General features: G+C 70.8%; 12 protein-coding genes and 1 pseudogene. 6 read left to right on the top strand and 7 right to left on the bottom strand.

Annotation, left to right across the window (positions count from 1 at the left end; translation table 11 throughout):
• Window positions 1-30 precede the first annotated feature (30 nt).
• Together FFG40_RS08380 and FFG40_RS08385 are read right to left on the bottom strand one after the other, a co-directional pair.
• A complete protein-coding gene (locus tag FFG40_RS08380) occupies window positions 31-921 on the bottom strand; it encodes an aminodeoxychorismate lyase (protein ID WP_027464735.1) in 891 nt (296 codons plus the stop codon).
• 19 nt (window positions 922-940) lie between these two features.
• Window positions 941-1,291, bottom strand: coding sequence for a tryptophan synthase subunit alpha (locus FFG40_RS08385; RefSeq protein WP_027464736.1), 351 nt, complete (start codon window positions 1,289-1,291; stop codon window positions 941-943).
• Window positions 1,292-1,355: 64 nt separating this feature from the next.
• On the opposite strand from FFG40_RS08385, the gene FFG40_RS08390 reads away from it, so the two are divergent.
• Window positions 1,356-1,880: an 8-oxo-dGTP diphosphatase gene (locus FFG40_RS08390; RefSeq protein WP_185974138.1), complete on the top strand. Its 525-nt coding sequence runs from the start codon at window positions 1,356-1,358 to the stop codon at window positions 1,878-1,880.
• A gap of 17 nt (window positions 1,881-1,897) precedes the next feature.
• On the opposite strand, the gene FFG40_RS08395 is transcribed toward FFG40_RS08390, so the two are convergent.
• The 3 genes from FFG40_RS08395 to FFG40_RS08405 form a co-directional block, all read right to left on the bottom strand.
• Window positions 1,898-2,185, bottom strand: coding sequence for a hypothetical protein (locus tag FFG40_RS08395; RefSeq protein WP_027464737.1), 288 nt, complete (start codon window positions 2,183-2,185; stop codon window positions 1,898-1,900).
• Between the two features lie 16 nt (window positions 2,186-2,201).
• Window positions 2,202-3,455, bottom strand: a complete 1,254-nt coding sequence (locus FFG40_RS08400; protein WP_138802861.1) for an ABC transporter permease — start codon at window positions 3,453-3,455, stop codon at window positions 2,202-2,204.
• Between the two features lie 277 nt (window positions 3,456-3,732).
• Complete coding sequence (locus FFG40_RS08405; RefSeq protein ID WP_111057467.1) at window positions 3,733-5,421, bottom strand: sodium:proton antiporter; 1,689 nt, start codon at window positions 5,419-5,421, stop codon at window positions 3,733-3,735.
• A 115-nt stretch (window positions 5,422-5,536) separates the two neighbouring features.
• On the opposite strand from FFG40_RS08405, the gene FFG40_RS08410 reads away from it, so the two are divergent.
• The 3 genes from FFG40_RS08410 (at window position 5,537) to FFG40_RS08420 (ending at window position 9,324) form a co-directional block, all read left to right on the top strand.
• Window positions 5,537-6,793: an inorganic phosphate transporter gene (locus FFG40_RS08410; RefSeq protein WP_035807670.1), complete on the top strand. Its 1,257-nt coding sequence runs from the start codon at window positions 5,537-5,539 to the stop codon at window positions 6,791-6,793.
• Complete coding sequence (locus tag FFG40_RS08415; protein ID WP_027464739.1) at window positions 6,793-7,089, top strand: hypothetical protein; 297 nt, start codon at window positions 6,793-6,795, stop codon at window positions 7,087-7,089. Before FFG40_RS08410 ends, FFG40_RS08415 begins: the two co-directional genes overlap by 1 nt.
• 777 nt (window positions 7,090-7,866) lie before the next feature.
• A complete protein-coding gene (locus tag FFG40_RS08420) occupies window positions 7,867-9,324 on the top strand; it encodes an aspartate ammonia-lyase (protein ID WP_260678829.1) in 1,458 nt (485 codons plus the stop codon).
• Window positions 9,325-9,347: 23 nt separating this feature from the next.
• On the opposite strand, the gene FFG40_RS08425 is transcribed toward FFG40_RS08420, so the two are convergent.
• Together FFG40_RS08425 and FFG40_RS08430 are read right to left on the bottom strand one after the other, a co-directional pair.
• The gene (locus FFG40_RS08425) at window positions 9,348-10,433 is read right to left on the bottom strand and encodes a YihY/virulence factor BrkB family protein (protein ID WP_138802863.1); all 1,086 of its coding nucleotides are present in this window, start codon (window positions 10,431-10,433) and stop codon (window positions 9,348-9,350) included.
• A 190-nt stretch (window positions 10,434-10,623) separates the two neighbouring features.
• Window positions 10,624-11,942: pseudogene (locus FFG40_RS08430) on the bottom strand (MFS transporter).
• Between the two features lie 69 nt (window positions 11,943-12,011).
• On the opposite strand from FFG40_RS08430, the gene FFG40_RS08435 reads away from it, so the two are divergent.
• Both FFG40_RS08435 and FFG40_RS08440 read left to right on the top strand, forming a co-directional pair.
• Window positions 12,012-12,383 carry an FKBP-type peptidyl-prolyl cis-trans isomerase gene (locus FFG40_RS08435; RefSeq protein ID WP_173035534.1) on the top strand — a complete coding sequence of 124 codons (372 nt, stop codon included), beginning with the start codon at window positions 12,012-12,014 and terminating at the stop codon, window positions 12,381-12,383.
• Window positions 12,383-13,219: an aldo/keto reductase gene (locus FFG40_RS08440; RefSeq protein WP_027464743.1), complete on the top strand. Its 837-nt coding sequence runs from the start codon at window positions 12,383-12,385 to the stop codon at window positions 13,217-13,219. Before FFG40_RS08435 ends, FFG40_RS08440 begins: the two co-directional genes overlap by 1 nt.
• Window positions 13,220-13,244 lie beyond the last annotated feature (25 nt).

Below are 13,244 nucleotides of genomic sequence, written 5' to 3' on the forward strand. Positions count from 1 at the left end.
TCCAGGCCGTTGCGCCGGGGCGCCGCGCACTCAGACCTCGCGCGCCAGCAGGAAGTCGTTGATCCGCGTCGTGAGCTCCGCGTCGATCGGGCGCGCGTCGCCGTTCACCGAACGGATCGGCGCCGCCTGCCGCACGCTCGACACGAGCCAGAGCGCGTCCGCCGCCGCCAGGTCGGCGAGGGTGACGAGTTCGTAGGCGGTCTCGATGCCCTCCTGCTCGGCGAAGCGGAACACGTCGGCCTGCGTCGTGCCGGCCAGGATCCCGATGTCGGTGCGGGGCGTGACGAGCCGGTCGCCGACCTTCATGATCAGGTTGGCGCGCGTGCCCTCGAGCACGTAGCCGTCGCTCGAGACGAACAGGGCGTCGTCGGCGCCGCGGCGGACGGCCTCGCGCAGGGCGGCCATGTTGACGCCGTACGACAGCGTCTTCGCGCCCTGCAGCAGCCACGGCGAGGTGCGCTCGACGTCGTGCCGGTACCCGCGGTCCAGGACGACGACGGAGATGCCCTCGGTGCGTGCGGCCGTGGAGTCGCCCGACGGCGCCGCGTAGACCCACCCGGTCGGGCGGTCGGTGCCCTCGACGCCGCGGGTCAGGACGGTCTTGGCGAAGGCCTCGCGCACCGGGTCGAGTCGGGCGCAGACGGCCTCGATGGCCTGGCGCCAGGCCTCCGGATCAGGGGCGGGCAGGTCGAGCATCGCGGCGGAGCGGCCGAAGCGGGCGAGGTGCGCCTCGAGGGCCTGGGGCCGACCGTCGATGACCGTGATCGTCTCGAACACGCCGTCGCCGCGCGTCACGCCGAGGTCCTGCACCTGCACGTGCTCCTCGAGCGGCTTCGCCCAGGTGAAGGCGTCGGCCGCGGGGTCGTGCGGCGCGGCGTCGCGGGAGGGCTGGTTGAGGACGGCGAGCACGGTTTCGGTCATGCGTCCATCCAACCGCAGCTCAGCCGGCTTCGGGCAGCGCGCCCAGCAGCTTCCACACGGCGGGCGTCAGCTCGGGGTGCTGCAGCGCGATCCGGCGCAGCCGGTGGTACTCCTCGCCCAGCCTGGTGCCCTGCCCGGACGCCGGGTGGCTCGACCACTGCGCGTGCCGCTTGCCGATCGCCTCGTCCAGGTCGACGGCGTCCGCACGCAGGATCAGCACGACCTGCTCGTCGACGGTGGGGAGCGTCGGCATGAACTCCCACGGGTCCTCACCCTGACGGCTCCGGTGCTCGACGAGCATCGAGATCTCCTCGGCGGCCTCGGCGCGCAGCACTTCGAGGCTGCGCCCGGTCCTGCGGGGCTCAGCCATGGTGCCCCCGCAGCACGCCTGCCATGGGAAAAGCGTACGACACTCCATCGGTCACACTGGACGCGTGACCCTTCGCGACGAGAGCAAGTCCCAGCATCCCCGGGTGGTGGTCGTGTACCTGCTGCGCGACGGCGAGGCAGGCCCCGAGGTGCTGCTGGGGGAGAAGCGCCGTGGCCTCGGCACGGGCCGTCTGGTCGGCCCCGGCGGCAAGCGCGAGCCCGGCGAGTCGGCGGTCGAGACCGCCGTGCGCGAGGTGCGTGAAGAGGTCGGCCTGCAGCTCGACACGGTCGACCTGGAGGCCCGTGGCACGTTGGACTACCGGTTCCCGTACCGACCGTCCTGGTCCCAGGTCTCGGACGTCTTCGTCTGCCGCCGCTGGCAGGGAGACCCGTCGGGCTCGGACGAACTCGAGCCGAGGTGGATCCCCGTCGACACCGTGCCCTACGACGCGATGTGGGACGACGCCCGCTACTGGCTGCCGGGGGTGCTCGCCGGGGGCAGCGTCCGCGCGCGGTTCACGTTCGCCGAGGACGACGCGACGGTCGCCGGGTTCACCGGGACGGGCGTCGGCGTCGGCGCGGGCGACTAGCGCCTCGCTGCCAGCGGCTAGCGCGGCTGCTGGGTGCGGGTGCTGCCGGTGCGCGCTTCCTCGGCGGCGGCCATGACGTCGGCGTCGCCGCTCCGGCCGCCCAGGGGCCGCACGAAGAAGTCGATGATGCCGACGACGATCGCGCCGATCATCGAGAACATCGCCCACCCGACGAACAGCCCGGCGGTACCGCGGCCGTCGGCGGGCGCGAGCAGGACGCTCGCGGCGTAGAAGCCGACCGTCAGCACGAGGAACACGACGACGACGGTGATGAGGACGCGGTGCCAGGTGATGCGCGGGTTCATCCGATCAGGATACGCGTCAGCGGTCGACGTGCTTGCCGTGCTGCGCCGCCGCCGGTCGCGGTTCCTTCCGGTTCGCCGGGCGCTGCACGGCGATGCGTCCGGTCGGCGTCCCGCTGGGCTCGAGGCCGTCGCGACCGCCGGTGAAGACGTCACCGCCGGTGCGGTCGTCCTCCCAGTCGTCGTCCCGCAGCACGCTCAGGGTGCCGGTCTCGGTGGAGGTCAGGCCGTGGCGCTCGAGCTCGGCGTCGCGCTGCCCGCCGAGGAACTCGCGGTTGGCCGTGTTGGCGTCCTGGAACATCGTGGTCCGGCCGGTGACGATCGCCCGGATCCGTCGGCGCTCCCACCACTTCTTGCCGAAGTACATCAGCACCAGGCCGGCCGTGGCGTAGCAGGCCATCGTGATCAGGCCGCGAGCCGGGCCGGGGCCGACGCCGTAGACCTGGTGCTTGATCATGTCGACCATGCTCGAGCCGACGACGACGTTGTTCAGCCAGGCGAAGGGCTCGGGCATGAACCACTTCGGGTAGGCGCCGCCGGACGACGGCATGGACAGGAAGACGAAGCAGATCATCGCGGGTGCGGCGATGAACCGGCCGACGAAGTAGCTCAGGCCGTTCACCGCCAGGCCGATCGCCACGATCCAGCCCCAGGCGATGAGCACGAGCTGGATCCAGTGCCCGTGGATGGCGCCGAGCACGGGCCCGGCGAGCGTGTTCGTGATGAGCGAGATGACGAGGCCGCCGACCACGATGACCGTCATCCGGGTGCGGTGCCGGAGCGGGCCGCCCATGATGCCGATGAACATCGCGACCATGTAGCCGCCGATGCACCACGCGAGCATGACGTACATCGCGACGGTGCCGTACTCGTCCCACGCCGGCAGGGGTGCGAGCTCGGTGACCTTCGGGGTGGCGACGCCCAGGCCGGTCAGCACCGCGGTGAGGGTGGCCGGTACGAGGCTCGCGACCTGGAACTGGTGCGCGCTCGCCTTGAAGAACTCGTTCGCAGCGGGGTCGTACGCGACCGCCATCGAGCCGCCCACCACGTCGCGCTTCGCCTGCGCGAGCGAGTCGTACGTGTGGAACACGAACTCGCCGGGCAACGCCTGCTGCACCGCCCGCACGAACGCCGGGTCGCTGCCGATCAGGGCGATCGGGACGTCGTGTGGGTGCGGGGCGTGGAACGCGAAGACGTAGCACAGGCAGAACCCGACGATGAAGAACAGCGGCATCCAGAGCTGCAGGCCGATCAGCTGCAGCGACGGGTGCAAGGTCGAGTACCACCGGCGGTAGGCGCCGTGCTGCTGGGGCGCAGGAACCGGAGCCTGTCGCCGGGGTCCCGAACGCGTGTGCCCGGCGACCTTGCCACCACGACGGGGCTTGGTCCCACGTGCGGAGGGCCGGGTCCCGCGCGGCTTCGGCGGCGTGGGACGGGGACCGCCGGGGCGCTCCGGTCCGTCGTCGTTCCTGGGGACGTCGTTCCGCGGCGTGCTCACTCGGCGCTCTGCTCCTGCTCTCGATCGGAGCGCCAGGATACGCCCGGGGTGCTCAGGAGCGACTGCGCGACGCCTGCGCCGAGTCCATCGCGAGCTCCTCGGCGTCGAGGGTCACGAGCACGCGGCGCATGACCTCCTCGTCGAGGTTCCCCTTCTCCCGCTCCTCGAGCACGATCTCGCGGCGGCGGTCGAGGAGCTCGCGCCGGATGTCCTGGATCTGCGAGCCACGCAGGCGCAGTGCGACGTTCCGCCCCTCGTCCTCTTCTTCCTCGGCGTCCTGACGGAACGTCTCGGCCTGTCGCTCGAGTCGCGCCTTCAGCCGGTTCACCACCGAGTCGACGGCCTCCGAGCCGTACTGCTTCGCCCACGCCGGACGCCGCTTCTCGAGCAGCTCGATCGCGGCCTCGGTGGTGCGCTGGTTGAGCCGCATCTCGCTGCGCACGTCCTCCTCGCCCTCGGCCGGGTCCTGCACCTTGAGCGCGCGGATGACGAACGGCAGGGTGAGTCCCTGCAGCAGCAGGGTGCCCACGGTGACGAAGAAGGCGATGATGAAGATCGTGTCCTGTGCCGGGATCTGCGTCGGGCTCGCCACGACGGACACCGCAGCCGCCAGGGTCACCACACCGCGCATACCCGTCCACGAGATGACGGTGAGCTCCCGCCAGTTGAGCTTCGGCTCGGCGGAACCGCGCATCCAGCGCAGCGAGGGGTGCCCGCGGGACAGCTTGATCCGCAGTGGCCGGAGCCACTTCCCGTTGAAGCGGTTGCGCGCGTAGGACTCGAACACGAACAGCGGCCGCACCAGGATCACGACGACGAGCACGACGGCCGCGGCGGTGAGTGTCTGCCCGAGGCTCCGCTCGCTCTCGACCAGGTCCTGCACGACGGTGTTGAGCTGCAGGCCGATGAGCGCGAACACGAAGCCCTCGAGGATGACGTCGATGCTCGTCCAGAGTGGACGTTCCTGCAGGCGGGTGGCGTAGCCCTCCTTCGGCGAGTTGTAGCCGATGTACAGGCCGGCCGTGACGACCGCGATGACCCCGGAGCCGGACAGGTCCTCGGCGAGGATGTAGGCGACGAAGGGCAGCAGGATGCTCATGATCGTCTCGACCACGGGGTCGTTGATGCGCATCCGGATCCAGTGCACGACGACGCCGAGCACGATGCCGACGACCAGACCGACGCCGATCGCCAGGCCGAAGATGCCGAGGTCCTGCCAGACGGTCAGTGAGGTGCCCGCGATGATGAGCGTGAACACCCGCACCAGGGTCAGCGAGGCCGCGTCGTTGATCAGGCTCTCGCCGGACAGCACGGTCATGACGCGTCGGGGGAGTCCGAGCTTCCGGCCGATCGCGGCGGCGGACACCGCGTCCGGCGGGGCGACGATCGCGCCGAGCAGGATCGCCGCCGGCAGCGTCATGTCCGGGATGAGCAGGTACGCCACCCCGCCGACGACCAGGGCGGTGACGATCACCAGGAAGATGCCGAGCCGTCGGATCTGCTTGATCGAGCCGCGGAAGCTCTGCCACGACACGTCGAGGGCCGCCGAGTAGAGCAGCGGCGGCAGGATCACCGTGAGGATGACCTCGGAGTCGATCTCCATCGGCGGCAGCCCGGGCAGGAACGAGGCGGCCAGGGCGACCGCCGTGACGAGCAGCGGAGCGGGGAGCCCCTTTGCCCGGGCGAACCCCGTCACCGCGAGCGATCCGATCAGCAGGATGAGGAGCTCAGCGGTGTCCATAGACGCATTCTCCCATCGGCATGGTTCCGAAGCTGAACGAGTGTGAAGCTGCGGTGAACAACGGGTTGCCGATCAGGTTTGCTCGAAGGGCCGACGCCTGGGACACTTGCCCGCGGTGGACATCACACTCATAGTCGTCCTGGTCATCGCGTTGGCCCTCTTCTTCGACTTCACAAACGGTTTTCACGACACCGCCAACGCGATGGCGACCCCGATCGCGACCGGCGCCATGAAGCCCAAGGTGGCGGTCACCGTCGCCGCGGTGCTCAACCTGGTCGGTGCGTTCCTCAGCACCGCCGTAGCGACGTCGATCTCGCACGGGTTGATCAACGAGGGGCCCGGTGGCGTCGCCATCAGCCCGGAGATGATCTTCGCGGGCCTGATCGGGGCAGTCGTCTGGAACATGATCACGTGGCTCCGCGGGCTGCCGTCGTCGTCGTCGCACGCGCTGTTCGGCGGGCTCATCGGTGCCGCGATCGTCGGCGCCGGGTTCCAGTCGGTCAACTACGTCGCGCTGCTGACGGTGGTGATCATCCCGGCGTTCGCCTCGCCCGTGATCGCCGCGCTCGTGTCGTTCCTGTCGACGCGCATCGCGTACCGGATCACGAAGCGTCCGGTGTTCCCGAACGAGCGCGGCGGGTTCCGCATCGGGCAGGTCTTCACCAGCTCGATGGTGTCCCTGGCGCACGGCACCAACGACGCGCAGAAGACGATGGGTGTCATCACGCTGACCCTCATCGCCTCGGGCGCGCAGTCGTCGAACCAGGGCGTGCAGTTCTGGGTCGTCGTCGCCTGTGCCCTCGCGATCGCCCTCGGTACCTACACGGGCGGTTGGCGCATCATCCGCACCCTCGGCTCGGGCATCACCGAGATCCGTGCGACGCAGGGCTTCGCCGCCGAGGCCTCGACCGCCGCGACGATCCTCGCCTCCAGCCACCTCGGCTTCGCGCTGTCGACCACGCAGGTGTCCTCGGGCTCCATCATCGGTGCCGGGCTCGGCCGCCGCGGCTCGAAGATCCAGTGGTCGACCGCCGGCAAGATCGTCATCGCCTGGTTCATCACCCTGCCCGCCGCCGCCGCGGTCGGTGCGGTCGCCTCGGGCATCGCCCGCCTCGGCGTCATCGGGCTCGTGCTCGACGCCGTGATCGGTGCCGTCGTCATCCTCGGCCTGTACCTGTGGTCGCTCCGGAAGCCGCACGAGCAGGCCTCCGCGATCGAGGTCGACGTCGCCGCGAACGCGGTCCTGACCCGCAAGGAGCTGCGTGACATGCAGCGCAAGAAGCGTGCCGACGCGGTCGCCCAGCGTCGCGCCGAACTGAGCCGCGAGCGCACGCTGCGTCGCATGGCGGCCCGCAAGGGAGGCCGTCGCTGATGGGCATCGACTGGTTTGCATTCCTCACCGTGGCGCTCGTCGCCGTGGTCTCGTCGTGCTTCGTCGTCGCCGTGTACTCGGTCGGCCTCCGTCTCTGGAGCGCCGCTGATACCCGCGAAGGCAAGTTCACCGTGAAGGACGACGGCACGATCGGCCCGGCCACCGCCGGCTTCCCGAACCCGGCCGGAGCCTCGGCAGCGGCACGTGCGCTCCGCGCCGCGGCCATCGCCTGCTTCGTCGTGTGCGGCGCCGTCGTGCTCTACGGCATCTACCTCATCGTCCCGCAGTTCCACTGACGAGCAAGCTCTCCGAGTGAGCAGAAGACGCCGGGTCGCCCTTCGCGACCCGGCGTCTTCTGCTCACTCGTCGCGCGTTCACCGCGTGCGCTGCGCGAGCGGGCGAAATACCCGCGTCTTCGCGCGCAGGAACCCCGCCATCTCGCCCGCTCGCGTCCGGGCGTGAGCGTGGGTCGGACGGGAGGCCCGTGGCGGCCTGGCACCGCGCCTCCAGGCCGTCGCGGGCGAGCGGGCGGAATGCCGGCGTGCGTTGCCGAGGCGACCACGCCATTTCGCCCGCTCGCGCGGGCGACGCGTTCTTGACGAGCAGAAGATGTCGGGTCGCCGTCTGGGACCCGACATCTTCTGCTCACGAAGTGCAAGCGAGGGCGTCCGGGCGTGCCCGTGGGTCGGACGGGAGGCCCGTGGCGGCCTGGCGCCGCGCCTCCAGGCCGTCGCGGGCGAGCGGGCGGAATGCCGGCGTGCGTTGCCGAGGCGACCGCGGCATTTCGCCCGCTCGCGCGGGCGGCGCGTTCGGTGAGCAGAAGGTGTCGGGTCGCCGTCTGGGACCCGACGTCTTCTGCTCACGAAGCGACGGGAGGCCCGTGGCGGCCTGGCACCGCGCCTCCAGGCCGTCGTGGGGCGAGTGGGCGAAATGCCGGCGTGCGTTGCCGAGGCGACCGCGGCATTCCGCCCGCTCGCGCAGGAACGTGCGGTCCCATCAGCCGCGGCGCGTTCCCGGACCGGCCGGACGGACGGGACTAGCCTCGACGTGTGACCGGCAACGAGGAGGCACCTGTGACGACGACGCGGACCGAGAGCGACTCGCTGGGATCACGGGAGGTCCCGAACGACGCGTACTGGGGCGTCAACACGTTGCGGGCCCTGGAGAACTTCCCGATCACCTCGGTCCCGATCGCCGTGTACCCGGACCTCATCGAGGCGCTCGTCACCGTGAAGCAGGCGGCGGCGCGGGCGAACCGGGCGATCGGTGTCCTCGACGAGGAGCGCGCCGACGCGATCGACCGCGCGGCCCAGGAGGTCCGCGACGGAGCACTCCGCGAGCAGTTCGTCGTCGACGTCGTGCAGGGCGGCGCCGGGACGAGCACGAACATGAACACGAACGAGGTGCTCGCGAACCGGGCCCTCGAACTCCTCGGGCGTGAGCGGGGCGACTACGCGTACCTGCACCCGATCGACCACGTGAACCGCAGCCAGTCGACGAACGACACCTACCCGACGAGCATCAAGATCGCGATGATCTTCGGGGTCCGTCGTCTGATCGTGCAGCTCGAAGAACTGTCGGCGGCGTTCGCCGAACGGGGCCGCGCCTTCGCCGATGTGTTGAAGGTGGGCCGGACGCAGCTGCAGGACGCCGTGCCGATGACCCTCGGGCAGGAGTTCACCGGGTTCTCGCACACGATCCAGGAGGACGCGGACCTGCTCCGCAAGGTGATGCCGCTGCTCGCCGAGATGAACCTCGGCGCCACGGCGATCGGCACCGGGATCACCGCGGACCCGCTCTACCGCGACGAGGTCCGTCGGCAGCTGCAGGAGGCGAGTGGCATCGACGTCGTCACCGCCCCCGACCTCATCGAGGCGACGAGCGACGCCGGTGCGTTCATGACCCTGTCCGGCACGGTGAAGCGCAGCGCCGCGAAGCTCTCGAAGATCTGCAACGACCTGCGGCTGCTGTCGTCCGGTCCGCAGGCGGGCCTCGGCGAGATCACGTTGCCCGCTCGCCAGGCCGGCTCGTCGATCATGCCGGGCAAGGTCAACCCGGTGATCCCCGAGGTCGTGAACCAGATCGCCTACGCGGTCGCCGGGGCCGACACCACCGTGACGATGGCGGCGGAGAGCGGGCAGCTGCAGCTCAACGCCTTCGAGCCGATCATCGCCCACTCGATCCTGCAGTCGCTGCAGTGGATGTCCCGTGGCTGCGCGACCCTGCGCGAGCACTGCGTCGTCGGCATCGAGGCGAACGAGGCGAAGCTCGCCGCCCAGGTCGACACGAACGTCGGCGTCGTCACCGCGCTCACGCCGTACATCGGGTACGCGGCGGCTGCGTCGATCGCGCACACGGCGCTGACCACCTCGACGCCGATCTCGACGCTCGTCGTGGCCGCGGGGCTGATGGAGGAGGACCAGGTCATGCGGGTGCTCAGCCCGGCACGGCTGTCGGGCATCGAGCTGGCGACGGGTGCGATCCCGATCATCACCGAGGAGATGCTGGACGCCGAGGCGCGCAAGCGCTGACGCGGGGCGTCCGCACGCACCCGTCAGGGCAGCGGCCGCTCGCCCACCCGCACCTGCTGCGCCATCGCCCGCAGGTGCTCCTCGCCCGGGGTCAGCTCGGCGTGCTCGTCCTCGGCCACCCGCGCGGCCTCGGCCCGCACGTGCTGCGCGGCCGCGATGTCCTGGTCCCGCCAGCGCGCGAGCGTGAAGTTCCGCGTGACGTCCCGCAGCGGCAGCCGGATCGACTCGTCCGCTTCGATGCCGGCGAGCAGCTGCCGCATCCGGATCACCTCGGAGTCGAGCTCCCCGCCGACCACGAGCACGAAGTTCGAGATGTACAGGTAGACGAGCAGCAGGATCGCGCCACCGAGCCATCCGTAGGCGCGGTTCCCGCCGCCCAGGGTCTCCACGTACAGCGCGAACCCCACCGTCGCGATGGCCCAGGTCACGATCGCGAACGCGGCACCGGCGGACACCCACCGCAGCTGCGGAGTCTTCACGTTCGGCGTCGCGTAGTAGAGCACCGCCACCATCACGACGAGGTCGGCCGCGAGCACCGGCCACTTCACCACGTTCCACACGTCGTCGATCCAGGGCGCCCACCCGAGCTGTCGGATGACGGCCTCGGAGATCGTCGGTGTGCCGAGCAGGATGACGATGGCGACGGCGCCGCCGACCATGACGAGCAGCGTGACGAGGAGCATCATGCTGCGGAACTTCCAGATCCGCCGGCCCTCCTCGACCTCGTAGGCGGTGTTCATCGCCCGCCCGAACGCCGTCGCGTAGCCGGACAGTGACCAGAGCGTCAGCACGACGCCGATCGTGAACCCGAGCCACGGGTTGTCCAGGGTCAGCAGCTGCCGGAGCGGCCCCTCGAGGTGCTCGGCGGTCTCCGGCCGGACGATGAACCCGAGGACCTCGACGATGTCGGTCAGGCTGTCGCCCTTGCGGTCGACGATGGACAGCGCCGACACGACCGCCAGCGCGGTCGGGAACACCGTCAGCAGCGCGAAGAACGTCAGCGACGCGGCCGCGTCGACGACGCGGTGCCGGATGACCGAGTGGTAGGTGCGCCGGACGACGGCGCGGACTCCGGTCCGCTGGAGGTCGCGCGATGCGCTGTCCGGCATGTGTCGTACGGTACCCGACACGTGCGGTCCTGGAGGCCCGTGGCGGGCCCGCCCCGCGCCTCCCGACCGCCTGTTGGTCGCGCTGGTGCGCCGGCAAGACACCGGTGTTCACTCTCCGCACCGCGGATCGCGGGTGTTCCACGCGCGAACACCGGTGTTTTGCGGCCCCGACCCCGACCGCCGCCCGCGGTCAGTTGGCGTGCGGGTGCAGGGCGTCGTAGCGGCGGAACGACGGGACCATCCGGAGGAGCAGCGCGACGAGGCCGATGATGAGCACGCCGCCGATCACCGGCGGGTACGCGATGCCGGCCGCGACGACCAGGCCGGCGTACAGGTCGCCGAGCCGCGGGCCGCCCGTGACGACGACGATGAAGATGCCCTGCAGCCGACCGCGCATGCCGTCCGGCGACGCCGCCTGCAGGATCGTGTTCCGGAACACCGAGCTGACGTTGTCCGCGCCGCCGGCCATCGCAAGGAAGAGCGCCGCGAGCCCGAGGGCGGGCAGGATCTCGACGCCGAACGCCTCGCCCGAGCGGCCGCCGAGCACGTGCGCCAGCGCGATGACCACACCGAACGCCGCGATCGCCCCGCCGTACGCCGTGATGGCCCAGCCGACGGCCTCACCCTGGCGCCGGACGCGCCCGAGCGGCCCGGAGAACACGCTCGACAGCAGCGCCCCGATCGCGTACGCGGCGGTCAGGGTGCCGACGGTGATCGACCCACCGCCGATGACGAGCGCGCCGATCGCGGGGAACAGCACACGCGGCTGCCCGAAGGTCATCGCGATGATGTCGAGCACGAACGTCATCGTGATGTTGCGCGACCGCCGGAGGAACTTCGCGCCCTCGATGAGCGAACCGAGCCCGGGCCGCAGTGCGTCGTGGTCGGCGGCCATCCGGGCAGCGTGAACACCCCGAGGAACGCGAACGTGAACAGCACGACGTCGATCGTGTAGGTCGGCGCGAACCCGACGCTCGCGATGAGCACGCCGGCGATCGCCGGACCCACGGTGACCTGGAACCCGGACGCGATCCCGCCCAGGGCGCTCGCCGCGGGCAGCAGGTCGGTACCGACGAGCCGCGGGACGATGGCCGAGCGGGAGGCGTTGCTGACGGTGGCGGCCACGGCGTTCACCGTCGCGAGCACGTAGAGCAGTGCGACGCTGTGCAGGTCGAGCCAGGCGTGCGTGGCGATCAGGGCGACGGCGACCCAGGCGATGATCGACGACACGAGCGCGACGAGGCGTCGGTCGAAGGCGTCCGCGAGCATGCCGCCGTACAGGCCGGCGACGATCATCGGCACGAGCGCGATGACACCCACCAGGGCCACGGCGAACGTCGAGCGGGTGATCTCGTAGACCTCGAGCCCGACGGCGACCGTGGTCATCTGGGTGCCGATGCCGGCGATCGCGGTGCCGGCCCAGAGCCGGGCGAAGGCGGGGGAGCGGCGGAGCGGGGTGAGGTCGGCGAGCAGGCGGCGGCGCGGCGGTGCGGGAGTCGATGGTGTCACGGTGGAACCATTCTGCGGGCTGGACGCTCGTTGCGCGTGCCCGGTGCGTGCTCTGGTTGACTGATCGGCATGACTGACCTGAACAGCAAGCCCGAGTTCGACGCCCCCGAGGGCCCCGCCCCCACCGAGCTCGTCATCACCGACATCGTCGAGGGCTCCGGCGAGGAAGCGTCCGCCGGCTCGACCGTCAAGGTCCACTACGCCGGGGTCGAGTACGAGACCGGCGAGGAGTTCGACAGCTCATGGAACCGCGGCGAGCCCATCGACTTCCCGCTCGCGGCCCTGGTGCGCGGCTGGCAGGAGGGCATCCCCGGCATGAAGGTCGGCGGTCGCCGCAAGCTCGTCGTCCCGCCGGAGCTCGCCTACGGTCCCGCCGGTGGCGGCCACTTCCTGTCCGGCAAGACCCTGATCTTCGTGATCGACCTGCTCGGGGTCCGCTGATGCAGGTCGGTGCCCCGACGATCGAGCTGAACGACGGCCACCGGTTCCCGGAGCTCGGGCTCGGCACCTACGGCCTGAACGGCGACGAGGGTGCTGCCGCGGTCGGCACAGCGATCGCGAGCGGCTACCGGCTGCTCGACACGGCGCTGAACTACGGCAACGAGGACGCCGTCGGCAAGGCGGTGCGCGAGTCCGAGGTGGCGCGCGAGGACCTCGTCGTCACGTCGAAGCTGCCCGGCCGGCACCACGGCTACGACGAGGCGCACCGCTCGATCGACGAGACCCTCGGCAACCTGGGGCTGGACCACGTCGACCTGTACCTGATCCACTGGCCGAACCCGTCGGTGGACAAGTTCGTCGACACCTGGAAGGCGTTCGTCGACCTCCGCGACAGCGGCAAGGTCCGCTCGATCGGCGTCTCGAACTTCACGCCGGAGCACCTCCGCCGCATCGTCGACGCCACCGGGGTCGCCCCGGCCGTCAACCAGGTGGAGCTGCACCCGTACTTCCCCCAGGCGGAACTGCGGAAGGTGCACCAGGAGCTCGGCATCGTGACCGAGAGCTGGAGCCCGCTCGCGAAGCGGTCGGAACTGCTCACCGAGCAGCCGATCGTCGACGCCGCCGCCGCGCACGGTGTGGCCCCCGGCCAGGTCGTGCTGCGCTGGCACGTCCAGCTCGGTGCCGTGCCGGTGCCGAAGTCGGGCGACGCCGCCCGTCAGAAGGAGAACCTCGATGTCTTCGGCTTCGAGCTGACCGACGACGAGGTGCAGGCGATCTCCGCGCTCGAGCGCGGTCGTCTGTGGGACGGCGACCCGGACACGCACGAGGAGATGTGACTCCGACGCGACCCTTCGGGGACAG

It is taken from the genome of Curtobacterium sp. KBS0715, assembly GCF_005938005.2.
Classification (GTDB): Bacteria; Actinomycetota; Actinomycetes; order Actinomycetales; family Microbacteriaceae; genus Curtobacterium; species Curtobacterium flaccumfaciens.